This is a genomic window from Variovorax sp. 350MFTsu5.1, from assembly GCF_048302515.1.
GTDB classification, from domain to species: Bacteria; Pseudomonadota; Gammaproteobacteria; order Burkholderiales; family Burkholderiaceae_C; genus Variovorax; species Variovorax guangxiensis.
The window spans coordinates 188,647-214,485 of sequence record NZ_CP157620.1 but is presented as its reverse complement, the minus strand read 5'-3'; the positions used below and the strand labels follow the sequence as shown (position 1 = coordinate 214,485).

Annotated in this window: 26 protein-coding genes; 20 read left to right on the top strand and 6 right to left on the bottom strand. The window is 69.3% G+C overall.

Translation table 11 applies throughout. From position 1 onward, the window contains the following. Positions 1–356 precede the first annotated feature (356 nt). The 10 genes from urtA (at position 357) to ABL843_RS00880 (ending at position 10,517) form a co-directional block, all read left to right on the top strand. Positions 357–1,550, top strand: coding sequence for an urea ABC transporter substrate-binding protein (gene urtA, locus ABL843_RS00925; RefSeq protein WP_418118678.1), 1,194 nt, complete (start codon positions 357–359; stop codon positions 1,548–1,550). A gap of 5 nt (positions 1,551–1,555) precedes the next feature. Further along, the gene (gene urtB / locus ABL843_RS00920; RefSeq protein ID WP_418118677.1) at positions 1,556–2,458 is read left to right on the top strand and encodes an urea ABC transporter permease subunit UrtB; all 903 of its coding nucleotides are present in this window, start codon (positions 1,556–1,558) and stop codon (positions 2,456–2,458) included. 2 nt (positions 2,459–2,460) lie between these two features. Further along, positions 2,461–3,516 (top strand): urea ABC transporter permease subunit UrtC, encoded by a 1,056-nt coding sequence (gene urtC / locus ABL843_RS00915; RefSeq protein ID WP_418118676.1) that lies wholly within the window; start codon positions 2,461–2,463, stop codon positions 3,514–3,516. Positions 3,517–3,530: 14 nt separating this feature from the next. After that, a complete protein-coding gene (gene urtD, locus ABL843_RS00910; protein WP_418120543.1) occupies positions 3,531–4,325 on the top strand; it encodes an urea ABC transporter ATP-binding protein UrtD in 795 nt (264 codons plus the stop codon). 20 nt (positions 4,326–4,345) lie between these two features. Beyond that, a complete protein-coding gene (urtE, locus tag ABL843_RS00905; RefSeq protein WP_418118675.1) occupies positions 4,346–5,035 on the top strand; it encodes an urea ABC transporter ATP-binding subunit UrtE in 690 nt (229 codons plus the stop codon). Between the two features lie 41 nt (positions 5,036–5,076). Then, complete coding sequence (locus ABL843_RS00900) at positions 5,077–6,114, top strand: aliphatic amidase (protein ID WP_093195659.1); 1,038 nt, start codon at positions 5,077–5,079, stop codon at positions 6,112–6,114. 17 nt (positions 6,115–6,131) lie between these two features. After that, on the top strand, positions 6,132–6,950 hold the full coding sequence (locus ABL843_RS00895; RefSeq protein WP_418118674.1) for a CbbQ/NirQ/NorQ/GpvN family protein: 819 nt from the start codon (positions 6,132–6,134) through the stop codon (positions 6,948–6,950). After that, complete coding sequence (locus ABL843_RS00890; protein ID WP_418118673.1) at positions 6,947–8,566, top strand: nitric oxide reductase activation protein NorD; 1,620 nt, start codon at positions 6,947–6,949, stop codon at positions 8,564–8,566. The genes ABL843_RS00895 and ABL843_RS00890 overlap by 4 nt, the downstream gene beginning before the upstream one ends. Positions 8,567–8,626: 60 nt before the next feature. Beyond that, positions 8,627–9,781: a transporter substrate-binding domain-containing protein gene (locus ABL843_RS00885; RefSeq protein WP_184638881.1), complete on the top strand. Its 1,155-nt coding sequence runs from the start codon at positions 8,627–8,629 to the stop codon at positions 9,779–9,781. Between the two features lie 88 nt (positions 9,782–9,869). Beyond that, positions 9,870–10,517, top strand: coding sequence for an ANTAR domain-containing response regulator (locus tag ABL843_RS00880; protein WP_184638883.1), 648 nt, complete (start codon positions 9,870–9,872; stop codon positions 10,515–10,517). Between the two features lie 19 nt (positions 10,518–10,536). Here the strand turns inward: ABL843_RS00880 and ABL843_RS00875 are convergent, their stop codons facing one another. Next, the gene (locus ABL843_RS00875) at positions 10,537–11,430 is read right to left on the bottom strand and encodes a LysR family transcriptional regulator (RefSeq protein WP_126020525.1); all 894 of its coding nucleotides are present in this window, start codon (positions 11,428–11,430) and stop codon (positions 10,537–10,539) included. Between the two features lie 104 nt (positions 11,431–11,534). Between ABL843_RS00875 and ABL843_RS00870 the strand changes: the two genes are divergently transcribed. The 3 genes from ABL843_RS00870 to ABL843_RS00860 all read left to right on the top strand — a co-directional run bounded on the left by ABL843_RS00870 (position 11,535) and on the right by ABL843_RS00860 (position 13,847). Then, positions 11,535–11,729 (top strand): DUF1127 domain-containing protein, encoded by a 195-nt coding sequence (locus ABL843_RS00870; RefSeq protein WP_126021252.1) that lies wholly within the window; start codon positions 11,535–11,537, stop codon positions 11,727–11,729. Positions 11,730–11,800: 71 nt separating this feature from the next. After that, entirely contained in the window at positions 11,801–13,492 is a 1,692-nt protein-coding gene (locus ABL843_RS00865; RefSeq protein ID WP_418118672.1) for a hypothetical protein, read from the top strand. Positions 13,493–13,514: 22 nt separating this feature from the next. Next, the gene (locus tag ABL843_RS00860; protein ID WP_184638889.1) at positions 13,515–13,847 is read left to right on the top strand and encodes a hypothetical protein; all 333 of its coding nucleotides are present in this window, start codon (positions 13,515–13,517) and stop codon (positions 13,845–13,847) included. Positions 13,848–13,866: 19 nt separating this feature from the next. Here the strand turns inward: ABL843_RS00860 and ABL843_RS00855 are convergent, their stop codons facing one another. Next, the gene (locus ABL843_RS00855) at positions 13,867–14,907 is read right to left on the bottom strand and encodes a LacI family DNA-binding transcriptional regulator (RefSeq protein ID WP_369660111.1); all 1,041 of its coding nucleotides are present in this window, start codon (positions 14,905–14,907) and stop codon (positions 13,867–13,869) included. Positions 14,908–15,037: 130 nt separating this feature from the next. On the opposite strand from ABL843_RS00855, the gene ABL843_RS00850 reads away from it, so the two are divergent. The 7 genes from ABL843_RS00850 (at position 15,038) to ABL843_RS00820 (ending at position 21,777) form a co-directional block, all read left to right on the top strand. Then, complete coding sequence (locus tag ABL843_RS00850; protein ID WP_418118671.1) at positions 15,038–15,904, top strand: dioxygenase; 867 nt, start codon at positions 15,038–15,040, stop codon at positions 15,902–15,904. Positions 15,905–15,923: 19 nt separating this feature from the next. Then, positions 15,924–16,688, top strand: coding sequence for an SDR family NAD(P)-dependent oxidoreductase (locus ABL843_RS00845; protein WP_418118670.1), 765 nt, complete (start codon positions 15,924–15,926; stop codon positions 16,686–16,688). After that, entirely contained in the window at positions 16,685–17,575 is an 891-nt protein-coding gene (locus tag ABL843_RS00840) for a 3-keto-5-aminohexanoate cleavage protein (protein WP_418118669.1), read from the top strand. The genes ABL843_RS00845 and ABL843_RS00840 overlap by 4 nt, the downstream gene beginning before the upstream one ends. A 3-nt stretch (positions 17,576–17,578) precedes the next feature. After that, on the top strand, positions 17,579–18,577 hold the full coding sequence (locus ABL843_RS00835; protein WP_418118668.1) for a quinone oxidoreductase family protein: 999 nt from the start codon (positions 17,579–17,581) through the stop codon (positions 18,575–18,577). A gap of 28 nt (positions 18,578–18,605) precedes the next feature. Beyond that, a complete protein-coding gene (locus ABL843_RS00830; protein WP_369660115.1) occupies positions 18,606–18,962 on the top strand; it encodes a cupin domain-containing protein in 357 nt (118 codons plus the stop codon). Positions 18,963–19,024: 62 nt separating this feature from the next. Next, positions 19,025–20,014 (top strand): tripartite tricarboxylate transporter substrate binding protein, encoded by a 990-nt coding sequence (locus ABL843_RS00825; RefSeq protein ID WP_418118667.1) that lies wholly within the window; start codon positions 19,025–19,027, stop codon positions 20,012–20,014. Beyond that, complete coding sequence (locus tag ABL843_RS00820) at positions 20,014–21,777, top strand: amidohydrolase (RefSeq protein WP_418118666.1); 1,764 nt, start codon at positions 20,014–20,016, stop codon at positions 21,775–21,777. The genes ABL843_RS00825 and ABL843_RS00820 overlap by 1 nt, the downstream gene beginning before the upstream one ends. Before the next feature lie 7 nt (positions 21,778–21,784). On the opposite strand, the gene ABL843_RS00815 is transcribed toward ABL843_RS00820, so the two are convergent. The 4 genes from ABL843_RS00815 to ABL843_RS00800 all read right to left on the bottom strand — a co-directional run bounded on the left by ABL843_RS00815 (position 21,785) and on the right by ABL843_RS00800 (position 25,826). Next, positions 21,785–22,360 carry a uracil-DNA glycosylase family protein gene (locus tag ABL843_RS00815; RefSeq protein ID WP_126020545.1) on the bottom strand — a complete coding sequence of 192 codons (576 nt, stop codon included), beginning with the start codon at positions 22,358–22,360 and terminating at the stop codon, positions 21,785–21,787. 4 nt (positions 22,361–22,364) lie between these two features. Further along, the gene (locus ABL843_RS00810) at positions 22,365–23,192 is read right to left on the bottom strand and encodes an isocitrate lyase/PEP mutase family protein (RefSeq protein WP_418118665.1); all 828 of its coding nucleotides are present in this window, start codon (positions 23,190–23,192) and stop codon (positions 22,365–22,367) included. Between the two features lie 61 nt (positions 23,193–23,253). Then, complete coding sequence (locus ABL843_RS00805; protein ID WP_418120542.1) at positions 23,254–24,639, bottom strand: L-serine ammonia-lyase; 1,386 nt, start codon at positions 24,637–24,639, stop codon at positions 23,254–23,256. Continuing rightward, complete coding sequence (locus ABL843_RS00800) at positions 24,636–25,826, bottom strand: M20 aminoacylase family protein (protein WP_418118664.1); 1,191 nt, start codon at positions 25,824–25,826, stop codon at positions 24,636–24,638. Before ABL843_RS00800 ends, ABL843_RS00805 begins: the two co-directional genes overlap by 4 nt. Between the last annotated feature and the right edge of the window lie 13 nt (positions 25,827–25,839).

Below are 25,839 nucleotides of genomic sequence, written 5' to 3'. Positions count from 1 at the left end.
TCGCCAATTAGCGAAACAGCGTATGTTCATGCCGGGGTGAGTTGAGAAGAATCCGCCCCAACGAGCAATCGTTACCAGTCATACGACACCCGCTGCCAGTGCTGCCAGCGAGGCGTCGGGCAACAAAGCCCGAATCGGTCTAACCACCGGTTCGGGCTTTTTTGCTTTTTCGGCCGCAAGAGTGCTTTTTCGAAACGGATGCGCCGCATCCGGTGGCGGAGCCTTGCCCGGAAAAAGATGCACTGGCAATGCAGCGTTCGTTTGCAGGGCCGCGCCGCGGGAGGAGACACCCAACGCGCGGTTGCCGAAGGTCGGATCTTCCTGATGACTCGCACAAATACACGAAGGAATTTGACATGACGAAGCTTTTCAACCGCCGCCAGATCGTGAAGACCGGCGGCTCGATGATCGTGCTGGGCGCCGCGGGCGGCGTGACCGGCATCGCCTCGGCGCAGGACAGCGGCCCCGTGAAGCTGGGGCTGCTGCATTCGCTCTCGGGCACCATCGCCATCGCCGAGGCTTCGCTGGTCGATGCCGAGAAGCTGGCCATCGAGGAGATCAACGCGGCCGGCGGCGTGATGGGCCGGAAGATCGAGGCCGTGGTGGAGGACGGCGCCAGCGAGAACCCGGTGTTCGCCGAGAAGGCGCGCAAGCTGCTGGAGCGCGACAAGGTCGCGGCCATCATCGGCTGCTACACCTCGGCCTCGCGCAAGGCACTTCTGCCGGTGCTCAACCAGGTCAAGGGGCTGCTGTTCTACCCGACCTACTACGAGGGCCAGGAGCAGGACAAGCGCGTGTTCTACCCCTCGCAGGAAGCCACGCAGTCGGTGATCGCGGCGGTCGAGTGGATGGCGCGCGAGAAGGGCAAGAGCTTCTTCCTCGTGGGCTCCGACTACATCTACCCGCGCACCTGCAACAAGATCGCCAAGCCCGCCATCGCCAAGGCCGGCGGCAAGGTGCTCGGCGAGGAGTACGCGCCGCTGGGCCACACCGAGTTCTCCTCGATCATCAACAAGATCAAGGCCGCCAAGCCCGACTGCATCTACAGCACCGTGGTGGGCGGCTCCAACGTGGCGTTCTACAAGCAGCTGCGCGCGGCGGGGCTCGATGGCGCCAAGCAGGTGCTGCTGTCGACCGTGGTGTCGGAGAACGAGATCGACGGCATCGGCAAGGACAACGCCGCGGGCTACTACGCCTGCATGGGCTACTTCCAGAGCATCAAGTCGCCGGCCAACGAGAAGTTCGTGAAGGCCTTCAAGGCGAAGTACGGACAGGACCGCGTGATCGGCGACCCGATGGAGGTGGCCTACAACAGCGTGTACCTCTGGAAGCTGGCGGTGGAGAAGGCCAAGTCCTTCGACGTCGACAAGGTCACTGCCGCCGCCGCCGGCGTGGAGATCGAGGCTCCCGAAGGCACGGTGCGCGTGCACGCCACCAACCACCATGTGTGGAAGAAGGTGCGCGTGGGCCGCGCGCGGCCCGACGGGCAGTTCGACATCGTGTGGGAATCGCCCCAGCTCGTCGAGCCCAACCCCTTCCCGAAGGTCTGAGCGCGATGAACTTCGACATCGCGGTGATGCAGGTGTTCAACGGCGTGAGCCTGTTCACCATCCTGCTGCTGATGGCGATCGGGCTGGCCATCGTGTTCGGCCTGATGGGCGTCATCAACATGGCGCACGGCGAACTCATGGCCCTCGGCGCCTACATGACCTACCTGGCGGCGCGTTTCTTCGAGCACTTCGCGCCGGGCCTCATGAACCTGTACCTGTTCGCCGCGATTCCATTCGCGTTCGCCGTGACCTTCGCGTTCGGCTACCTGCTGGAGCGCGGCTTCATCCGCTTCTTCTACGACCGGCCGCTGGACACCCTGCTCGCCACCTGGGGCCTGAGCCTGATGCTGCAGCAGGCCTACCGCTCGATCTTCGGCGCGCAGGAGGTGAGCGTGCCGCTGGCCTCCTGGCTCGCAGGAGCGTGGGAGCCGACGGCGGGCATCCAGCTGCCGCTGAACCGCATCTTCATCGTGGGGCTCACCGCGCTGGTGGCGACCGGCGTGTACCTGCTGCTGTACCGCACGCCCTGGGGACTCAAGGTGCGCGCGGTGACACAGAACCGCGCCATTGCGGGCGCGGTGGGCATCGACACGCACCGCGTCGACGCCATGACCTTCGCGCTGGGCTCCGGCCTCGCGGGCATCGCGGGCTCGGTGTTCACCATGATCGGCTCGACCAACCCGGGCACGGGGCAGCTCTACATCGTCGACTCGTTCATCGTGGTGGTGTTCGGCGGCGTGCAGAGCCTGGTGGGCACCGCGCTCTCGGGCTTCTCGATCGCGCAGTCCCAGACCTGGCTCGAGTACCTGATGAGCGGCTCGATGGCCAAGGCGACGATCCTGCTGCTGGTGATCGTGGTGCTGTACTTCCGCCCCAACGGGCTGTTCGCGATCCGTTCGAGGAGCTGAGCATGCTGTCCAAGCTCTCTCCCCAACGCAGGAGCGACATCGGCTCGATGGCCGCCGTCCTCGTTCTGCTGGCCCTGGTGCTGCCGCTCGCGCTCGACGCCTTCCGCCTGAACCTCGTGGGCAAGTACCTGGCCTTCGCTTTCGTCGCCATTGGCGTGGTGCTCACCTGGGGCTACGGCGGCGTGCTGAGCCTGGGCCAGGGCATGTTCTTCGGCCTGGGCGGCTACATGATGGCCATGTTCCTCAAGCTCGAAGCCTCGGCGCCCGAGCTGCCGGACTTCATGGTGTGGAGCAGCGTGGACCAGCTGCCTTCGTGGTGGATTCCCTTCCACTCGCTGGGCTGGACCGTGGCGGGCATCCTCGTGGTGCCGGCGGTGCTGGCCTACGTGTTCTCGTACGCGATCTTCAAACGGCGCGTGAGCGGCGTGTATTTCGCGATCGTCACGCTGTCGCTGGCGCTCACGCTCACCGTGGTGGTCATCGGCCAGCAGGGCGACACCGGCGGCGCCAACGGCATCACCGACTTCCGCACGCTGCTGGGCCTGGACATCGCAAGCGACGAGGCCAAGCGCACGATCTACTTCGTGGAAGTGCTGGCCATCGCGCTGGTGATGGCGCTGTCGCTGCTCGTCGTGCGCAGCCGCTTCGGCAAGATCCTCATCGCCATCCGCGACCGCGAAGACCGCGTGCGCTTCAGCGGCTACAACACGGCGCACATGAAGGCCTTCGTCTTCGCGGTGGCCGCGGTGCTGTCGTCGATCGGCGGGGCCTTCTACAGCCTGCAGGTGGGCCTGATCGCGCCGGGCGTGATCGGCGTGGTGGCATCGGTGGAGATGGTGATCTACGCGGCAGTCGGCGGGCGGCTGTCGATTCCGGGCGCGGTGGTCGGCGCACTGCTGATCGGCTTTCTCAAGTCGTACCTGTCCGAGACCTTTCCCGAAGGCTGGCTGTACTTCCTCGGTGCCGTGTTCATCCTCGTGGTCTGGGCCATGCCCAACGGCCTCGCGGGGCTGGGCGAGAAGCTGCTGCGCCGGCGCGGCGCGGAGGCGGCGCCATGAACGCGACGATGACGATGCCCAATGCCAACTCCAACGGCGGCTTGCCGCGCGCCGCTTCGGCGGTGCCGCCCTCCAGCGAGCAGATCCTGCGCGTGGAAGACCTCACCGTGTCCTTCGACGGCTTCAAGGCTGTGGACGGCCTGAGCCTCGCGGTGGAGCGCAACGAGCTGCGCGTGATCATCGGCCCCAACGGCGCGGGCAAGACCACGCTGCTGGACATGGTGTGCGGCAAGACGAAGCCGAGCTCGGGCCGCGTGCTCTTCAACGACGCAGACCTCGGGCGCATGAACGAGCACGAGATCGTGCGCGCCGGCGTGGGCCGCAAGTTCCAGACGCCCTCGGTCTACGAAGACCTCACGGTGCTGGAGAACTTCGAGATCTCGCTGCCGCGCATGCACGGCCTGCTGCAGTCGCTGACATTCCGCCGCACGGCCGCGCTGCGCGAGCGCATCGATGCGATGGCGGCCGACGTGTTCCTGCTCGACCAGCTCGACCGCCGCGCGGGCCAGCTCAGCCACGGCCAGAAGCAGTGGCTGGAGATCGGCATGCTGCTGATGCAGGAGCCCGAGCTGCTCCTGCTGGACGAACCGGTGGCCGGCATGAGCCCGCGCGAGCGCGAGCAGACCGGCGACCTGCTGCGGCGCATCGCCTCGGGCAAGTCGCTGGTGGTGATCGAGCACGACATGGATTTCGTCAAGCGCATCGCGCACCGCGTGACCGTGCTGCACCAGGGCCGCCTGCTGAGCGAAGGCACGGCCGCCGAGGTGCAGGCCGACCCGCGCGTGATCGACGTGTACCTCGGCCACTGAGCACGGAAGGAAGAACGCAGATGCTCGAAGTTTCCGGACTCAACGTGGCGTACGGCGAATCGCACGTCATCCGCGACGTGTCGCTGCATGTCGCGCCCGACGAGGCGGTCGCCGTCATGGGCCGCAACGGCATGGGCAAGACCACGCTGCTGAAGTCGCTCATCGGCCTGCTGCCCGCGCGCAGCGGCCACATCCGCCTGGGCGGCGCCGACATCACGGCGCTGCCCAGCCACCGGCGCGTGGCGCAGGGCCTGGCCTTCGTGCCGCAGGGGCGCATGGTGTTCCCCTTCCTCACGGTGGAGCAGAACATCCTCTCGGGCGCCGCGAAGTCGGGCCACCGCACGGTGCCCGAGTACCTCTACCGGTTCTTCCCGGTGCTCAAGGACATGCGGCAGCGCAAGGCCGGCAACCTCTCGGGCGGCCAGCAGCAGATGCTGGCCATAGCGCGCGCGCTGATCTCCGAGCCGAAGGTGCTGATCCTCGACGAGCCGACCGAGGGCATCCAGCCTTCGATCATCAAGGAGATCGCGCAGACGCTGAACGTGCTGCGCGCCGAGCGCGGCTTCGCGGTCGTGGTGTCGGAGCAGGTGCTGAGCTTCGCGCTCGACCTGGCCGACCGCTTCCTCGTCATCGACCGCGGCCGGCTCGTGCACGACGAGGCACGCGCCACGCTCGACCAGGACAAGGTCAGGTCCTTCCTGACCGTGTAGCCCTCCTTTTTTTCCTCAACCCTTTTTCCAGGAGCAGTCCCATGAGACACGGTGATATTTCGAGCAGCAACGATTGCGTGGGCGTCGCGGTCGTCAACTACAAGATGCCCCGCCTGCACACCAAGGCCGAGGTGCTGGACAACGCACGCAAGATCGGCGAGATGCTGGTCGGCATGAAGAAGGGCCTGCCGGGCATGGACTTGGTGGTGTTCCCCGAGTACTCCACGCACGGGATCATGTACGACGCCAAGGAGATGTACGACACCGCCGCCACCGTGCCCGGCGAGGAGACGGCCATCTTCGCCGACGCCTGCCGGCGCGCCAACGTGTGGGGCGTGTTCTCGCTGACAGGCGAGCGCCACGAGGAGCACCCGAACAAGGCGCCCTACAACACCCTGATCCTCATGAACAACAAGGGCGAGATCGTCCAGAAGTACCGCAAGATCATGCCGTGGGTGCCGATCGAGGGCTGGTATCCGGGCGACTGCACCTACGTGAGCGAAGGCCCCAAGGGCATGAAGATCAGCCTGATCATCTGCGACGACGGCAACTACCCCGAGATCTGGCGCGACTGCGCGATGCGCGGCGCCGAACTCATCATCCGCTGCCAGGGCTACATGTACCCGGCCAAGGAGCAGCAGATCATGGTGTCGAAGGCCATGGCCTTCATGAACAACACCTACGTGGCGGTGGCCAACGCGGCCGGCTTCGACGGCGTCTACTCGTACTTCGGCCATTCGGCACTCATCGGCTTCGACGGCCGCACGCTGGGCGAATGCGGCGAGGAGGAGATGGGCATCAACTACGCCGAGCTCTCGATGGGCCTGATCCGCGACGCGCGCCGCAACGGCCAGTCGCAGAACCATTTGTTCAAGCTGGTGCACCGCGGCTACACCGGCACCATCAACTCCGGCGACGGCGACAAAGGCGTGGCGGCCTGCCCCTACAACTTCTACACGAAGTGGATCAACGACCCCGAGGGCACGCGCGAGATGGTGGAGTCGTTCACGCGCAGCACGGTGGGCACGCCCGAGTGCCCGATCGAGGGCATTCCGAACGAACCGGCCAAGCACCGCTGAGAGAGCCGCGACGCACGATGAACGCACCCGTCCACGATCCGCTGGCCAGCTACCGCATCGAGACCGAGCCCTTCTACCGGCCCGCCGGCAACGAGGTGGCGCTCTACCAGCAGGCGTACCGCCACCGCATGCCGCTGATCCTGAAGGGGCCGACCGGCTGCGGCAAGACGCGCTTCGTGGAGCACATGGCCTGGTCGCTGGGCCGGCCGCTGGTGACGCTGGCCTGCAACGAGGACATGACGGCCTCGGACCTCGTCGGGCGCTACCTGCTCGACGCCAACGGCACCGCCTGGCACGACGGGCCGCTCACGCTCGCGGTGCGGCATGGCGGCATCTGCTACCTCGATGAGGTGGTGGAGGCGCGGCAGGACACGACGGTGGTGATCCACCCGCTGACGGATGCGCGGCGCATCCTGCCGCTCGACAAGAAGGGCGAGCTGGTGCATGCGCACCCCGACTTCCAGCTTGTCGTTTCATACAACCCCGGTTACCAGAGCAGCGCCAAGGACATGAAGCCGTCGACGCGCCAGCGCTTCGCAGCGCTGGAGTTCGACTACCCGGCGAGCACGCTGGAGGCGGAGATCGTCGCGCACGAGGCCGGGGTCGGGCTCGACCTGGCCTCGAAGCTGGTGGCCATCGCGCACTGCTCGCGGGAGCTCAAGCATCGCGGGCTCGACGAGGGCGTGTCGACACGCATGCTGATCTATGCGGGCGTGCTGATCCGCGACGGCGTGACGCCGCGCGAGAGCTGCGAGATGACGATGACGCGGGCGCTGACCGATGACCCCGACATGGCGAGCGCGCTGCAGGGCTTCGTCGAGGCGCAGTTCGGATGAAGGATGGACTCGCCGCGCTGGCGCTGCTGGCGCGCGGACTGGCCGGCATCGACGTGGAAGTGCAGACGCTGCCGGGCGCGCGCGCCGTGCTCACCGGTCGCAAGCTGCTCTTGCCGGAAAGCGCTGGCGGGCCCGGACTTCGCCGCGCCATGGTCGCGCATGCGGTCGCGCACCTGCGCCATTCGCGGGCCGCGCGGCCGGCGCACACGCTCGGGCCCATGGGCATCGCCATCGTCTCGGCCATCGAAGATGCGCGCGTCGAGCGGCTGTTGTGCCGCGACTTTCCCGGCCTGCACGGCTGGTTCGCCGCGTCGCTGCCGCCAGCACCCGATCTGCTCGACCTGGGCTTCGCGGCACTCGTCTCGCGCATGGACCGCCTGCTTCTTCTGCCCGCGTCGCAGGACGACAACCACTGGGTGAACAAGGCATGCCGCCTGTTCGATGAGACCGCAGCCAACGCAGGGCTGGAGGACTACGACGCCTTCCGCGCCATCGCCTCGGTTCTCGCAAACGACCTCGGCCAGATGCGCGTGCGCTTCGAGCCCCGCGACTACACCGTGCCCGCACCCTGGCGCGACGACAACAGCTACCTGTGGGATTTCGGCGAGGCCGACGTGCCGCCCGACGAGGCCATCGCTTTGCAGCAGGCAGGCGCGCGCCCGCCCCCTCCGTCCGATGCGGGCGATGCACCGCCCCTCGAAGCCGGGAGCGACATGGAAATCGGCCGCTACACCTATCCCGAGTGGGACCGCAAGCTCGAACGCCTGCGCCCCGACTGGTGCACGGTGATCGAGAAGCTGCCGACATGGCAGGGGCTCTCGCCCGCGCGCGAAGAGGCCGCGCTCAACCGCGAGCGCATCCAGCCGCTCGCCCTGCCCCGCGCGCGCCATCTCGACCGCACGCATCGCCTGCGCCGCCAGTGGGAAGGCGACGACATCGACCTGAACGCCGCCATCGAGGTGCTGGTCGACCGGCGACTGCGGCTGCGGCCCGACGCGCGGCTCTTCATGCGCGCGGGCAAGGGGCCGCGCCCGTCGAGCGTGCTGGTGCTGCTCGACCTCTCGGCCTCGGCCAACGACCCCGGCGCGAATGCCGCCTCGCTGCTGGACATCGAGAAACAGGCGGCGCTGCTGCTGGCGGCGTCGAACGCACGCGGCATCGACCGGCTCGCGATCCACGGCTTCTCGTCGAACACGCGCGCCGAGGTGTACTACTACCGCCTGCTCGAATCGGGCCGGCCGCTGGACGCGCCCGCGCGCGCCATGATCGGCGCGGTGCGAGGGCGCTACTCGACCCGCATGGGCGCCGCGCTGCGCCATGCAGCCGCGCTGATGCGCGACGAGCCGCCGGGCCAGCGCGCGGTGCTGCTGGTGACCGACGGTGCGCCTTCGGACATCGACGTGCACGACCCGCGCTACCTGATCGAGGACGCCCGCCAGGCCGTGGCCGAGGCGCGAGAGGCCGGCGTGCGCGCGGCCTGCATCGCGGTGGACGGCGCGGCCGACGCCTATGTGCGGCGCATCTTCGGCTGGCGCAACTATTGCATCGCCGACGATGCGCGCAGCCTGCCGGCGCGGCTGGCGCGTATGAGCGCGCGGCTCGCGGCGGCGCACTGAAGCCCACTGCAGAGCACCGAGCTAAGACTATGATGATCCGACACCCCAGGAGACTTCAGCGTGGCTGACAAGGACCCCATTCGCGTCGGCATCCTCTATTCGGAAACCGGCGTCACATCGACCATCGGACTCTCGCAGCTGCAGGGCGCGCTGCTCGGCATCGAGGAGATCAACGCGGCCGGCGGCGTGGACGGCCGCGAGGTCGTGGCCGTGCGCTACGACCCGCAGTCCAACCCCGCGCGCTACGCCCAGCTGGCCGAGAAGCTGATCGTGCAGGACCGGGTGAACGTGATCTTCGGCTGCTACATGTCGAGCAGCCGCAAGGCCGTGATCCCGGTGATCGAGAAGTGGAACAAGCTGCTCTTCTACCCGACGCTCTACGAGGGCTTCGAGTACTCGGGCAACGTGATCTACACCGGCGCGGCGCCCAACCAGAACAGCGTGCAGCTGGCCGAGTTCATGACCACGAACTTCGGCGCGCGCGTGTACCTGATCGGCTCCGACTACATCTACCCCTACGAGTCGAACCGCATCATGGGCGAGCTGGTGATGCAGCGCCCCGGCAGCGAAAAGCTCGGCGAGCGCTATGTGGCACTGGACGCGGACGAGCGCGACTACCGGGCCATCATGGACGACATCCGCGACAAGCGGCCCGACTTCATCTTCTCGACCGTGGTGGGCGATTCCACCGCGAGCCTGTACCGCGCCTACGCCGAGGCCGGCTTCGACCCGAAGACCATGCCCATCGCCAGCCTCACGACCTCGGAGGCCGAGATCTCGCAGATGGGCCACGGCGTGGCGACAGGGCACTTCACGGCGGCGCCGTATTTCCAGTCGATCGACTCGGCCGCCAACCGGCGCTGCCTGGCGATGCTGCGCGCGCGCTTCGGCGACGGCTGCGTGCCCAACCTGTGCTGGGAAGCGTCCTACTTCCAGATGCACATCTTCGCCAACGCCTACCGGCAGGCGGGCAGCGACGGCATCGCGGAGATCCTGCCGCACATCCTGGGCAGCGAGTTCGACGCGCCGCAGGGGCTGGTGAAGATCGACCCGACCAACCACCACACCTGCCTGTATCCGCGCATCGGCCGGGTCGATGCGCACGGCCGCTTCACCATCGTGCGACAGGCGACGCGGGCGGTGTATCCGGACCCTTATCTGGTCACCCACTCGCTGGGCGACTGGACCGCCAGGCTCGACACGCTGGAGACCTGAAATGTGCCCCCACGCTCATCACTGCGTGTATTCGCTGCCCCCCGAGGGGGTGCCGGCCTCCCTTGGGGCGGCCCGGCGGGAGGCCTGAGTGGACAGCCCCGCCCCGAAACGGCACACCCTGCGCGTGACCCCGCCGCAGCTCAAGGAGCTGCGGCTGCTGAAGATCGCCGTGATCCACCCCGACGACAGCGACGGCCGCCAGCTCACGCAGCAGCTGCAGCGCATCGGCTGCCAGGTGCAGGCCTTCTGGCCGCCGGTGCAGGTGCTGCCCGAGGGCATTGACGTGGCCTTCATGGCGGTGCGGCCGGACTTCATCAACCTGCGCTTCGAGTGGACGAAGAGCGAGGACGCGCCGGCCATCATCGCCGTCGTGACCTACGAGAACCCGACCATCATCGAGGCCGTACTGGAGATCGGCGCCAAGGCGGTGCTGCCCTCCCCCGTGCGCTCCTTCGGGCTGTTCTCGGCGCTGGTGGTGGCGCGCGAGGCGCACAAGGAGGCGCGCTCGCTGGCCAAGCGGCTGCGCAAGGTGGAGGCCAAGCTGCTGGGCCAGCGCCGCATCACGGAGGCCAAGGCGATCCTGATGAAGACGCACGACGTGTCGGAGGGCCAGGCCTACGACCTGATCCGCGACCAGGCCATGAGCAAGCGCACCACCACCGAGGAGATAGCGACGGCCATCGTGAACGCCAACGAGATCCTCTCGCTGGGCATGCGCAAGCCCGACGCGGCTTGAGCCGGGGCGGCGCGTTCTTTCAGGCCTGGCTGAAGGTCTTCAGCACCTCGAGCACGCTCAGCGTCGCGCCGTCGAGCAGCGCATGCTGGCGGTGCGCGATGCCCACGCGGCGCGTGAGCTTCGGGCTCACCGGCAGGATCTGCATGCGGTCGTTGCTCGGCAAGGTATCGGTGGACTGCTGCAGCGGCAGCAGTGCGGCGCCGTAGCCGGCGGCCACCAGGCTGCGCATGGCGGCGTCGTAGTTGAGCTCGATGCGCGCGCGCGGCGCGAAGCCGGCGGCGGCGAACCACTCCATGGTGAGGCGGTACATGTGCGTGGTCGCCTCGTTGAAGATCAGCGGCTGCGCCGCCAGCCATGCCGGCGTGACGCGCTTCGGCGCCTTCCAGCGGCGCGGCACGAAGGCCATCATGGGCTGCTCGCACCAGGGCGTGACGACGATGCCGCGCAACGGCGGCTGCGGAATGGCGACCAGGCCGATGTCGAGCGTGCCCGCGGCCAGCCGCTCCATGGCCTCGAAGGAGCCGCGGATGCTCACCTCCACGTCGATGCCCGAATGCTCCGCGCCCAGCGCCTCCAGAACCTGCGGCAGCAGGTCGACCAGGACACCGGTGGAAGTACCGAGACGCACGCGGCCCACCCGCCCCTCGGCCTGCCGCTTGACCGCCTCGACCGCGTCGTCGGTGTCGCGCAGCAGCTTTCGCCCGCGCTCGACCAGCGCCGAGCCGGCCGCTGTCGGCGTGATGCGGCGGTTGCCGCGCACCACCAGCGCCGCGCCCAGGCGCGATTCGAGTTCGCTGATGTGCAGGCTCACCGTGGGCTGGGCAAGGTGCAGCGCCTGGGCGGCCGCAGAGAAGGTGCCGAGGTCGACGATGGCGATGAGGGTGCGCAGTTGATCGAGGTTGAGCTGTCGCATGGGCTGTGCCGGTATCAGGAAGCCTGATTGCCAGGCTCAGAATTCTCAACTTCCACAATACCACGCCCGGCGGGAAGATGAGCGCACCAACCAAGGAGCCCATCGTGAATGCGCCTAAGCCAACGTCCTTTCATCAACGCCTGATCCATGCCCTGCGCGGCTGGCGCCGCCGCGTGGTGAATCGCCGCCGCGCCCGCGCCGATTCGCGGCACCTCGCCGGCATGAGCGAGCACGATCTGCGCGACCTGGGCATCGGACGCAGCGAAGTGCCGGGGCTGCTGGACGAGCACCGGTACTGAAGGCGGGGCCGAGCCTTCTTCTGCGGCGTCATCTTCAGGTAGCGCCCCGTTTTGAGGTTCAAATCGGGGGCGTGCCCAAGCCAGCCCCACACGCCAACCAGGTTTCCATCGAACTCACCTCGCCGCAGTCGGTGAACGGCCGGCGCGCGGCCTTCCAGTCGCTGTGGCTGCTGGTACGCATGCAGCATGCCCACGAGGCCGGCGCCGATGTCGTGCGGCTGGCCGACCTGCGCGGCGAGGTCTCCGACGCCAGCACCCTGCGCATGGTGGTGAGCCGCGCGTTCCGCGACTTCAAGGCCTGGGGCATCGACGCCGGCTGGGGCGAGGACACGCAGCGCGAGCCCCGCTTCCTGAATGCCGAGCGGCGCAGCCAGGGCCCCTTCTGGCTGCCCGCCGCCGAGGCGAAGCGCGTGCGCGTGCTGGTGGAAGGCCGCGCGGCCACCGCGGCAGAAGTGGCGTCCTTCCTCGGCCTGCGCTCGCGCGCCTCGCGCCAGGCCGCTGGCTCGCCGCCGCCCGACGCGGTGCACCTGCAGGACGCGGCGTTCTGGAAGCAGCTCGTCGCCTCGCAGCAGGCGGCGCGGCAGGGGCGGCTGATGGCGCCCGTCGCGGGCGAGAAGGCCGGCGAGAACGCAGGGGGCAACGCCCTCGAATCGATCCGCCTCGCCGGCACGCTGGCGGCCACCGACTTCCAGCGCGCGCTGGTCACGCTCAACGAGGCCATGTTGTGGCGCCGCCTCGGCGACAACGAGCAGGCACGGCGCCGGCTGCAGGCGCTCAAGAAGCAGCGGCTCGCGCACCACGTGGCGGGCAACGACTACCTGGGCGCGATGGAGTGCATCGTTTCCGCATGGTGCGCCTACACCGCGCGCGACCTGCCGCTGGCGCAGTCGCTGCTGAGCGGCATGGCCGAAGACGCGGTGCGCGCCCTGGTGCTGCGCCACCATCCCGACGTGCGCTTCGAGTGGTGCAACCTGTGGGCGCTGGCCTGCCGCTCGCGCGCGCTGGCGCTCGCGGCCGACGACAAGCCCGCCGCCGCCGCGCTGGCCGAGGAATCGCTGCAGCGCTTCGGCGAGGCGCTGGCGGCCGCCTTCGAATCGCACTCTTTCGACGCCGCGCAGCACGTGGCCGCCAACATGGGCATGGCCGCATGGCTCTTCGACCGCGTGGGCCTGGCCGACCTGCCGGCACTGGCGCACGACGGCAACGCCGACACCACCCGCCGCGCGGTGCAATGGATCGCCTTCAGCGAATGGCTCTGCGGCCACACCGACGGCCAGGGCCGCTCGGCATGGAACGCGATCTACCTGATGCGCATCGCGCGCGGCCACTGCCGGCCGGAGCGGCAGCCCACGCTCGTGCAATTCCGCGCGCAGAAGCCGCTGGACCCGGCCGCCATCTCGAAGCTGGCCGGCCCGCTCGCGGATGCCTTCGACGCGGCCAACTGGCCCGCGCGCTGGGTGCAGGTGGCGCAGGCGCGGCTGGCCGACCACCAGGCCGGACGCCGCCGCTACCCGGGCCTGCAGCACTGCAGCCTGCTCTTCGAGCACGCCTGGTACGCGGCGCATGCGGGCGAGCTGAAAGCGGCCGAGCAGTCGCTGGCGCTGCTGCGCGAGGCGCTGCCCCAGTTGGTGCCCAGCGACCGCGCCTACTTCACCGAATCGTGGAACGACCAGCTGCCGGCCGAGCTGGTGCTGGAGGCGAAGCCGCCGCGCCGGCCCGCCGCGCGCAGGAAACCCACGTCGCGCGCAGGTGTGGCACGCTAGCCGGATACGTTCTCACCAGAGCATGTCCGACAAGCCCAACGACCCCATCGACCTGGCCGCGCACCGCGAACGCCGCGCGCGGCTGCAGCAGCAGCGCCAGCGGGACGGGCGGCGCGACGCCGGCACGCCGCCGCCGGAGCCTGGCCCCGACGACGTGCCCTGTGCCCGGTGCGGGGAGCTCATCTACGGCAAGGTGCGGCAGTGCCCGCACTGCGGCGTGCACTTTCTGGGCGGTGCCGCGGTCTTCGCGCCGAAGCCGAAGATGTCGCTGCGCAGCAAGTGCATCGTCGTGCTGGTCACGCTGGTGCTGCTCTACATGGGCCTGAGCGACGACATCGCCCGCTGGTGGTGGTAGCGGCAGCAGCGGCGAAGGCTCAGCGCGTGCCTGCCGGCGCGGCGGTCGACTGGCGCACCACCAGCTCGGGGCGCAGCACCACGGTCGAGGCCGACATCGAATGGCCGTCGATCTCCTCGAACAGCATCTCGGCCGCGCGCCAGCCCAGCTCGCGGTGCGGCAGCCGGATGGTGGTGAGCGGCGGGTCGACCATGTCGACCAGGGGCATGTCGTTATGGCCGGTGACTGAAATGTCCTGCGGCACGCGCAGGCCCGCCTCGCGCAACGCGTCGTAGGCGCCCAGCGCAACCAGGTCGTTGCAGCACACCACCGCCTGCGGCGCGGCACCCGCCTCGAGCATCTGCTTCATCGCTGCGGCGCCGGCTTCGCGGCTGTAGCTCGCGCACTCCACCACGCGGAAGGGCTTCATGCGGTGGTCGCGCAATGCCTGCTCCACACCGAGGCGGCGGCCCACGCCGGTGGGAATGGTCTGCGGGCCCGCGAGGTGCGCGATGCGCTTGTGGCCCAGGCCCACGAGATGGTCGACCGCGAGCTTCATCGCGAGCCGGTCGTCGCTCACCACGGCCGGCAGGCGCCCGGTTTCGTCGGCGCGGTTGACCAGCACGGCCGTCATGCCGGCTTTGGTGACGAAGTCGACCAGCGGATCGTCGCGCGTGGCAGTGGCCATGACCACGCCGTCCACGCGCTGCGCCAGCATGCGCTCCAGCACCGGCCGCGCCAGCGCGTGGTCGACCACGTTGGTGACGAACACGAAGTAGCCGCGCGCGGCAGCGCTGGCCTCGATGCCCTGCAGGATCGGCGGGAACACCGCGTTGGTGATGTCGGGCACCAGCACGCCGATGGTGTGGGTGCGGCCCGTGCGCAGCGCCGAGGCCGCGCGGTTGGGCCGGTAGCCCAGGCGCTGCGCCGCCTCCTCGACCACGCGCAGCACCTCGTCGCTGATGAGCGAGCGCTTCTCGGGGCTCAGCGCGCGCGAGACGGTGGACACGTGCACGCCGGCGGCGCGGGCGACGTCGCGGATGGTCACTGTGGCTGGTGTGGAAGGTTGATTGGCGCTCATTGGTGCAAACGATTGTCGCCGGGCTGCATGGCTTCGGGTGGCTTTCCCTCATTCCTGAAGCCCGGATTCCCTCCATTTTACTTTTCGGCGATTTGGACTAATATCGTGCAAACGATTGCAAAAACCCGCCATGAACATCGCCACCTCCCCCCAATCGGTGCTGGGCCATGTGCTCGACGCCATGCGGCACACGCCCGACCCGCGGCTGCGCACCGTGATGGAAGCGGTCACGCGCCACCTTCACGCACTGGTGCAGGAAGTGAAGCTGACGGAAGAGGAGTTCGAGCAGGCGCTCGAATTCATCGTCGCCATCGGCCAGGCCACCGGCGAGACCAAGAACGAAGTCGTGCTGGCTGCCGACATCCTGGGGGTATCGACCGTGGTCGCGCTGCAGAACAACCAGGACCCGCAGGGCGAGTCGCCGGCCGCGCTGCTCGGCCCCTTCTGGCGCGCCAATGCACCGGCCTGCGCGCAGGGCGAGAACATCGCGCGCTCGGGTACGCCAGGCACTCCGCTCGAAGTGACAGGCACGGTGCGCGACCACGAAGGCCGGCCCGTGGAAGGCGCCACCGTCGACGTGTGGCAGGCCTCGCCCGTCGGCCTCTACGAGAACCAGGACCCGTCGCAGGAGAACATGAACCTGCGCGGACGCTTTGCCACCGACGCCGAGGGCCGCTTCCACTTCCGCAGCGTGCGCCCCGCCGGCTATCCGGTGCCGACCGACGGCCCCTGCGGCGTGCTGCTGCGCGCGCAGAAGCGCCACCCGAACCGGCCCGCGCACCTGCACTTCATGGTGAGCAAGCCGGGCCACAAGGTGCTGATCACGCAGGTCTTCGCCGATGACGACGAGAACCTGGAAAGCGACCCGACCTTCGGCGTGACGCGCAGGCTCATCGGCCGCTTCGCGCTGGCTCCTGACGGCAAGAGTGCGTCACTCCACCACGACTTCGAGCTCGAACCCGGCGAGATGAAGTTCCCCCGTCCACCCATTCCCTGACTCCACTTCCCACACCGACATGAGCTTCGACCCAGTCTCCAGACTCGACGGCAAGGTTGCCGTCATCACCGGCGGCCTCGGCGCCATCGGCTATGCCACCGCCAGGCGCCTTGCCGCGCTGGGCGCCACCTGCGTGCTGCTGCATCGCAAGGGCGACGATGCCGCGGCCCGCGCAGCCGCCCTGCCCTCGGCCCAAGGCCAGCGCCATGCGGCGATCCGCGCCGACATCGTCGATACGCCCAGCCTCGTGGCCGCGGCCGCCGAGGTGAAGGCCACGCTCGGGCGCTGCGACATCCTCGTCAACAGCGCGGGCCACACCAAGCCGGTGCCGGCCGGCGATCTCGACGCGCTGACGGATGAGCTGATCGACGACATCGTGCGTTCCAACTTCCGCGGCGTGTTCGCCACCATCCGCGCCTTCGCGCCGCTGCTGAAGGCGAGCGGCGACGGCCTCGTGGCCAACATCTCGTCGATCGCGGGCTTCACGGGCGTGGGCAGCAACCTCGCCTACGTGGCGGCCAAGGCCGGGCTCGACGTGGTGGGCGACGCGCTGGCCAAGGCGCTGGCGCCCGCTGTTCGCGTGGTGTCGGTGTCGCCGGGCGCGGTGGAATCGGGCTTCGTGCCCGGGCGCGGCGCGGAGTTCGCCAGCAAGATGGCCAGCACCACGCCGCTGGGACGCATCGGCCAGCCGGAGGATGTGGCCGCCACGGTCGAGGCGCTCGCCACCACCATGCGCTTCGTGACCGGCACGCGCATCGTGGTCGACGGAGGGCGCCACCTGTGAGCACCGCCAAGACCCTCATCACCTGCGCCGTCACGGGCAACCTCGTGAAGCCGGAGCAGACGCCGCACCTGCCGATCACGCCGGTGCAGATCGCCGACGAATGCCTGGCCGCGGCCGAGGCCGGCGCGAGCCAGGTGCACATCCACGTGCGCAACCCCGAGACCGGCAGGCCCTCGATGGAAGTCGAGCTCTACCGCGAGGTGGTCGACCGCATCCGCCGCGGCAACCGCGAGCTGATCGTGAACCTCACGACTGGCCCGGGCGGGCGCTTCATTCCCAGCGAGGACGATCCGAAGATCGCCGCGCCCGGCACCACGCTGCTGCCGCCGGAGAAGCGCGTGGAGCACATCGCGCTGATCCGGCCCGACGTGTGCTCGCTCGACCTGAACACCATGAGCTCCGGCCCCGACGTGGTCATCAACACGCCGAAGAACGTGCGGCGCATGGCGAAGGTGATGCGCGAGGCGGGCGTGAAGCCCGAGCTGGAGATCTTCGACTCGGGCGACATCAACCTCGCGCTCGACCTGATCGCCGACGGCACGCTCGACGGGCCGGCCATGTGGACCTTCGTGCTCGGCGTGAAGTACGGCTTCGCGCCCACGCCCGAGACGCTGCTCTACGCGCGCAACATGCTGCCGCGCGGCGCCTTCTGGAGCGCCTTCGGCATCGGCCGCATGGAGTTTCCGATCGTCGCGCAGGCTTGGCTGCTGGGTGGCCATGTGCGCGTGGGCATGGAGGACAACATCTACCTGGAGAAGGGCGTGCTCGCCGAGAGCAATGCCCAGCTCGTGGCGAAGGCACGCGACATCCTCGTGAGCCTGGGCGGCGAAGTCGCCAACCCGCGCGAGGCGCGCGCCATGCTGGGCCTGCCCGATGCGAGGAGCTGAACGATGAGCGACACAGCCATGCACAGCCCGCGCGCACTTCGCGTGAACGAGAAGGCCGCCGACCTCGACGCGCTGAGGCTCGAAGCCGCGCCGCAACCCGAACCTGTGCCTCCACCCGGCCACGCCGTGGTGCGCATCGCCGCCGCCGCGGTGAACCCCAGCGACGTGAAAGCGACGCTGGGCATCATGCCGCAGGCCGTGTGGCCCAGAACCCCCGGCCGCGACTTCGCGGGCACCGTCGTCAGCGGGCCTTCCGAATGGATCGGCCGCGAGGTCTACGGTTCCGGCGGCGACGTGGGCATCACCCGCGACGGCTCCCATGCGCGCTACCTGGTGCTGCCCGAGCAGGCGCTGCGCGCCAAGCCGCGCGGCATCTCGATGGACGAGGCCGGCGCGGTGGGCGTGCCCTTCGTCACCGCCTACGAGGGCTTCCGCCGCAGCGGCATGCCGCAGGCCGGGCAGACGGTGCTGGTGCTGGGAGCCAACGGCAAGGTCGGGCAGGCGGCGGTGCAGCTCGCCTCGCAGGCCGGCGCGCGCGTGATCGCGGTGCAGCGGCACGCAGGGCCCTTCCAGGGCTTCGCAAGCGGGCCGGTGGACACGATCGACGCGCGCCACCACGCCGACGTGGGCGCGCGGGTGCGCGAGCTCACCGACGGGCGCGGCGCGAACATCGTCTACAACACCGTGGGCAGCGCCTACTTCGAGGCGGCCAACAAGGCGATGGCCAAGGGCGCGACGCAGATCTTCATCGCCACGCACGACCGCGCGGTGCCCTTCGACATCTTCGCGTTCTACCGCGGCATGCACACCTACGTGGGCATCGACTCGCTGGCGATGGACTGCGTCGCCAGCACCGCACAGCTCGACGCGATGCGCGAGGGCTTCGAGCGCGGCACGCTGAAGCCCTTCCCTGTGGCGCGCCACTTCACGCTCGACGAGGCGCACGAGGCCTACCGGCTGGTGCTCTCGGGCAGCACCGACCGCGTCGTGCTGCGGCCCTGAGCCTGCTTCTATTTTCCGGAGCACATCCATGCACGTCACCCGTTTCACCGAGGCGCCGCACTACGAGGCGCCCAACCATTTCGACATGCGCTGCCTGCGCCTTCAGGGCAAGGAGGCAGGCCCTTCCACGCAGATGTGGATGGGCATGAGCCAGATCCTGCCCGGCGGGCGCACCGGCCTCGACGGCTCGCCGATGGAAAAGCTCTACCTCGTGCTCGAAGGCCAGTTGCATGTGGTCGGCGAAATCGACGGCGCGCACCAGGAAGAAGTGCTCGGCCCTTACGACAGCTGCCGCTTCGCGCCCGGCGAGAAGCGCCAGCTGGAGAACCGCGGCAACCGGCCGGTGCTTGTGGCGCTGGTGATGCCGAACGCGCCACCCGCGTAGCGCCCCTTCCCTCTTTTCAGTCATTCATCGCTCAACCAATTAAATCGACGGAGACAAGACGCATGAAGAAGACTTTCAACTGGAGCCGCCGGCAGACGCTCGCCGCGGCGGCGGCCCTCGCGGCCTGCGCGCTCACGGGCGCCCACGCGCAGGGCAACTGGCCCGGCACGCAGGCGGTGCGGCTGGTCGTGCCCTTCACGGCCGGCAGCGGCACCGACATCGTCGCGCGCCTGGTGGCCGAGAAGCTCGGGCCGGCGCTGGGCACCAGCGTGATCGTGGACAACAAGCCCGGCGCGGGCGGCACGCTGGGCGCGGCCATCGTGGCCAAGTCGCCGGCCGACGGCTACACGCTGCTGGTGCACTCGGCCGGCCACCTCGTGAACCCGTGGATCTACAAGGGCCTGTCGTACGACACCCTCAAGGACTTCACCGGCATCACGCCGATGGCCAGCCTGCCCAACGTGCTGGTGACCGCGCCCTCGCGCTTCGCCGACGTGAAGGACCTGGTGGCCAAGGCGAAGGCCAAGCCCGGTGGCCTGAACTACGGCTCGGCCGGCAACGGATCGGCCACGCACATGAACGCCGAGGTGTTCCGGCTCGCGGCCGGCGTCGATGCCCAGCATGTTCCCTTCCGCGGCACGCCCGAGGCGATGACCGAGGTGATGGCCGGGCGCGTCGACTGGTTCTTCGCGCCCATGGTGTCTGCCCTGCCGCTGATACAGACCGGCAAGCTGCAGGCGCTCGCGGTGGGCACGGGCAAGCGCTCGTCGGCACTGCCCAGTGCACCCACCACGGTGGAGGCCGGCGTGCCGGGCTCGGAGTACCTGTTCTGGGTCGGCCTGTTCGCGCCGGCGAAGACGCCGCAGCCGGTGGTCGACCGGCTGCAGGCCGAGGTCGCGAAGATCATGGTGTCGCCAGAGCTGAAGGAGCGGCTGGAGAAGCTGGGTGCGGAGCCGTTCACCATGCCTTCGGCTCAGTTCAACAAGTTCATCGTCGACGAGACGGCGAAGGCTCAACAGGTCGTGAAGGCCGCCAGCATCAAGGTCGACTGATGAAACTCACCCCCAGTCTTCGCGCACTTCGTGTCGCTTCGCCAACCCCTTCTCCGGGGGCGACACCTGCGGCCCGGCAAAGCCGGTTCCGCGGTGTCCCTGGCAGAGCGCTGCTGCTTACCAGCCTCTTCGCCCTGAGCTTTGCCGCGCAGGCGCAACCGGCCGACCTCGTCGTCACCAACGCGAAGATCGCCACGCTCGACGCCGCCGGCACCATGGCCCAGGCGATCGCTGTGCGCGATGGCCGCATCGTGGCCGTCGGCAGCGCGGCGCAGATGGGCGCTTTCACGAGCCCCGCCACGCGCACTGTCGACGCGGGCGGACGCACCGTCGTTCCCGGCCTGATCGACTCCCATATGCACGCGGTGCGCGCCGCGCTGAGCTACTCCACCGAGGTCAACTGGATCGGCGCAGGCACCATCGCCGAGGCGATGGCGCGCATCCGCTCCGCCGCCGCCAATGCGCGGCCCGGCGGCTGGCTGATCGTGGCCGGCGGCTGGACCGAGCAGCAGTTCGCCGAGCGCCGCCGCCCCACGCTGGCCGAGCTGCAGGAAGCGGCGCCGAACAACCCGGTGTACGTGCAGCTCTTCTACGAGGCGGTGGTGATGACGCCCAAGGCGCTGGAAGCGCTGGGCGTCGCACCCGGCACGCTGCCCGCCGGCATGAAGCCGACACCCGACGGCGCACCCGGCTGGATGAGCGGCGACATCGTCGGCATCTCGGCGCTCTTCGACAAGCTGCCCAAGCCCACCTACGACGACAACGTCGCCGGCACGCGCGCCTTCTTCACCGAGCTCAACCGCCTGGGCATCACCGGGCTGGTGGACCCGGGCGGCTTCAGCATCGCGCCCTCGCAGTACGCCGCGCTCTTCCAGCTGTGGCGCGAGAAGGCGCTGACGCTGCGCGTGGCCTACAGCGTGTTCGCGCAGAAGCCCGGTGCGGAGCTGCAGGAGTTCCGCGACCTCACGCAGATGCTGCCGATGGGCTTCGGCGACGACATGCTCAAGTTCAACGGATTGGGCGAACGCGTGACGCTCGCCATGTACAACAACAACTTCCCCGACGAGGCCGCGAAGGCGAAGTTCTACGAACTCGTCAAGTGGGCCGCCACGAAGAAGATGGCCGTCACCATCCACTGGCAGGAGAACGGCTCGGTCGACCACCTGCTCGGGCTGTACGAGAAGCTGAACGCCGAGGTGCCGATCAAGGACCTGCGCTGGTCCATCGCCCACCTGGACGACGCCTCGCCCGAGACGCTCGCGCGCATGAAGGCGCTGGGCATCGGCTGGACCATGCAGGACGCGATGTACTTCCAGGGCGACCGCGCGCTCGCCGTGCGCGGCGACGCGGCGCGACGCATGCCGCCCATCGGCACCGCGCTGCGCACCGGCGTGAACGTGGGCGCGGGCACAGACGCGCACCGCGTGGCCTCTTACAACCCCTTCGTTGCGCTGCAGTGGATGCTCGACGGCAGGACGGTGAGCGGCAAGGCCATGCGCGGCGCCGACGAGACGCCCACGCGCGAGCAGGCGCTGCGCCTGTACACGCAGGGCAGCGCGTGGTTCAGCTTCGACGAGGGCAGACGCGGCACGCTGGAGGTGGGCAAGCTCGCCGACTTCGCCGTGCTCGACCAGGACTTCTTCAGCGTGCCGCTGGAGCGCATAGGCAAGACAACATCGCTGATGACGGTGGTGGGCGGGCGCATCGTGTATGCGGCGCGGCCCTTCAACGCCACGGGTGCTTCGGTCGCCTCGGCGCCCTGAAACCCACTCAGAGCCCGAGCGCGTGCCGCACGCGCTCGCGCAGCACCGGCAGCACGTCGCTCTCGAACCACGGGTGGTGCTTGAGCCAGCCCGTGTTTCGCGGCGACGGATGCGGCAGCGGAACGAAGCGCGGCGCATAGTCGGCGAAGGCCTGCACGGTCTCGGTGACGCCCGCGTGCGCCTTCCTGCCGAGGAAATGGCGCTGCGCGTACTGGCCGATGAGTAATGTCAGCTCCACCTGCTTCATCTGCGCGAACAGCTTCTCGTGCCACAACTCGGCGCATTCCCTGCGCGGCGGCAGGTCGCCGCTCTTGCCTCGGCCGGGGTAGCAGTAGCCCATCGGCACGATCGCCACGCGCGCGGCGTCGTAGAACACCTCGCGCTCGATGCCGAGCCAGCGGCGCAGCTGGTCGCCGCTGCGGTCGTTCCACGGTACGCCGGTCTGGTGCACCGTGAGGCTGGGCGCCTGGCCGACGATGAGCAGCCTCGCGCTCGCGCTGGCCTGCACCACCGGCCTGGGGCCCAGCGGCAGGTGCACCGCGCACGCACGGCAGGCGCGGACCTCGGCGAGCAGCGCCTCCACGGCCTCAGTCTGCGAAGGGTTTGAAGAAGGCGTTGAGCTCGGCACCCGGCGCGGCATCGGCAAAGCCGTCGAAGCGCCCGTCGGCCAGCGTGCGCGCGGCCCGGATGAAGCCGCCCCACGCCGCGCGCGCCAGCCCGCCGCCCACGCTGACGCGGCGCACGCCGAGTTCGGCGATGTCCTTCAACGTGAGTTCGCTGGGCGCACCCACCAGCAGGTTGACCGGCTTGCCTCCCGCGGCGGCGACCACGGCGGCGATCTGCTCGCGGGTCTTGATGCCGGGGGCGTAGAGGCAGTCGGCGCCCGCATTCGCATACGCCTTGATGCGCGCGACGGCATCGTCCAGGTCGGGGCGGCCGGCGAAGAAGTTCTCGGCGCGGCCGACCAGCAGCACGTCGGCGCCCGATGCGTCGATGGCCTTGCGCGCGGCACGCAGGCGCTCGACCGCCATGTCGAGCGGAAAGAGCGGATCGTCGGCATTGCCCGTCGAGTCCTCGATGGACAGGCCCGCCACGCCCATCTCGATGGCCAGGCTCACGCTTTCGGCCACGCCCTGCGCATCGGCGGCGAAGCCGTTCTCGAAGTCGGCGTTCACCGGCAGGTCGGTGGCTTCCACCAGTTCGCGCAGGTGCGCGAGGATGTGCTCGCGCGACATCGCGCCGTCCGCCTGCCCCTGCGACCAGGCGAAGCCGGAGCTGGTGGTGGCCAGCGCCTTGAAGCCCAGGCCTTCGAGATAACGCGCGCTGCCCGTGTCCCACGGGTTCGGAATGACGAAGCAGCCTTGTTGATGGAGCGCGCGGAAATCGGCGCGTTTTTCGGCGATGGTGCGGATCATGGGGCCTCGGCTTTGAATGTTCAAGACGGTGGGCCGGCCATTCTGACGCAGCCTCGCGCCCTCAGCACTCCACGACGTTCACTGCCAGTCCGCCCAGCGAGGTTTCCTTGTAGGTGGCCTTCATGTCCTCGCCGGTCTGCTTCATGGTGCGGATCACGGCATCGAGCGACACATAGTGGCTGCCGTCGCCGCGCAGCGCCATGCGCGCCGCGTTGATGGCCTTCACGGCGCCCATCGCGTTGCGCTCCACGCAGGGAATCTGCACCATGCCGCCGACCGGGTCGCAGGTGAGGCCGAGGTTGTGCTCCATGCCGATCTCGGCCGCGTTCTCGACCTGCGCCGGCGTGGCGCCGAGCACGGCGGCCAGCGCGCCGGCCGCCATCGAGCAGGCCACGCCCACCTCGCCCTGGCAGCCGACCTCGGCGCCCGAGATGGAGGCATTGGTCTTGTAGAGCATGCCGATGGCCGCGGCGGTGAGCAGGAAGTCGACGATGCCTTCGTCGCTCGCCTGCGGCACGAAGCGCTGGTAGTAGTGCATCACCGCGGGCACCACGCCGGCCGCGCCGTTGGTGGGTGCGGTGACCACGCGGCCGCCGGCGGCGTTCTCCTCGTTCACCGCCATCGCGAAGGCGTTAACCCAGTCCATGGCCGCGAGCGGATCGGCCGCGCCGGCCTGCGCGAGCAGCTCGCGGTGCAGCTCGGGCGCGCGGCGGCGCATGCGCAGCGGGCCGGGAAGCGCCTGCGCGGCCAGCGGGTTGTCGATGCCGAATCCGCGCTGCACGCACTGCTGCATCACCTGCCAGACGCGCAGCAGGCCGGCGCGCACCTCGGCCTCGGGCCGCCACGCGCATTCGTTGCGCATGACGAGCGCGGCGACCGAGAGGCAGTGGTCGCGGCACTGCGCCATGAGCTCGTCGCCGGTGCTGAAGGGATGCGGCACGGCGGATGTCGCCGCAGCCGTCTGGGCCACGGCCTGCCCGCCCTCGACGACGAAGCCGCCGCCGACCGAGAAATACGTGCCCTCGGCCAGCGTGCCGCCATCGGCCGCGAAGGCAGTGAAGCGCATCGCGTTGGGATGCTCGGCCAGCGATTCCTCGCCCCTGAAGGCGATGTCTCGCACGCGGTCGAAGGCGATGGGCGTGGTGCCCAGCAGCTCGAGGCGGCCGGTGCGGCGCAGCGCCTCCAGCCGGGGCTGCACGGTCTCGGGCCGCACGGTGTCGGGCGCGTCGCCGAAGAGGCCGAGGATCACGCCCTGGTCGGTCGCGTGGCCGTGGCCGGTGGCGCCGAGCGAGCCGAAAAGGTCAACGCGCAGCCGCGCCACCTGCGCGAGCAGGCCGCGCGCTTCGAGCGAGCGCGCGAACATGAGCGCGGCGCGCATCGGCCCCACGGTGTGCGAGCTGGATGGGCCGATGCCGATCTTGAAGATGTCGAAGGCGGAGAGCATCAGCGCATCATGCTCTCATCTCTCGATGCAGGAAGCTGCTGTTTGACCAGTGCCACCCAGTAGGCGGCGCCCAGCGGCAGGATGTTGTCGTTGAAGTCGTAGTACGGGTTGTGCACGTTCGGGTCGTTCGGGCCCTCGCCCGCGCCGATGCCGATGTAGGCGCCCGGGCGCTTCTGCAGCATGAAGGCGAAGTCTTCCGAGCCCATGGCGGGCGGGATGTCGGTGTGCACCTGCGCGCGCTCGACCAGGCTGGCGGCGGCGGCGATGGCGGCGTCGGTCTCGGCGGGGGTGTTGACCACGCCGGGGTAGCCGCGGCGGTAGTCCAGCGCCACCTTCGCACCGTGTGTGGCGGCCACGCCGTCGCAGATCTGCTGCATGGCGGCCTGGGTCTTGTCCTGGATGGCCGGGTCCAGCGTGCGCACGGTGCCGCGCAGCACCACGGTCTCGGGGATCACGTTCCAGGTGTCGCCGCCATGGATCTGCGTGACGCTCACCACCGCCGAATCGGTGGCGCCGGTGCGGCGGCTCACGATGGTCTGCAGCGCGTTGACCAGTTGGGCCGAGACCACCACCGAGTCGATGCCGGTCTCGGGCATCGCGCCATGGCTGCCCTTGCCGGTGACGACGATCTCGAAGGTGTCGAGAAAGGCCGTCATCGTGCCCTTGCGGATCGCGAACTGGCCGCGCGGCAGGCTGGGGAAGTTGTGCATGCCGTAGACGGCGTCGGCCGGGAACTGCTCGAACAGGCCCTCGTCCACCATCACGCGGCCGCCGCCCTCGTTCTCCTCGGCGGGCTGGAACACGAAGTGCACCGTGCCCTTGAAGGGCCTGTGGCGCGAGAGATGCTCGGCCGCGCCCAACAGCATGGCAGTGTGGCCGTCGTGGCCGCAGGCGTGCATCTTGCCGGCGCACTTCGAGGCGTGCGGCTGGGTGCCCAGCTCCTGCATGTTGAGCGCGTCGAGGTCGGCACGCAACGCGATGCTCGGGCCCTCGCCGTTCTTCAGCGTGCCCACCACGCCGGTGCCGGCCAGGCCGCGATGCACCGGCAGGCCCATCAGCATCAGCGCGTTGGCGACGACGTTGGCGGTGCGGTGCTCCTCGAAGGCGGTCTCGGGGTTGGCGTGGATGTCGCGGCGCCAGGCCAGCATGCGGGCGCGGGTGTCTTCGGCGATTTCGGGGTCGCGGTACATGGCTTTTGGGGTT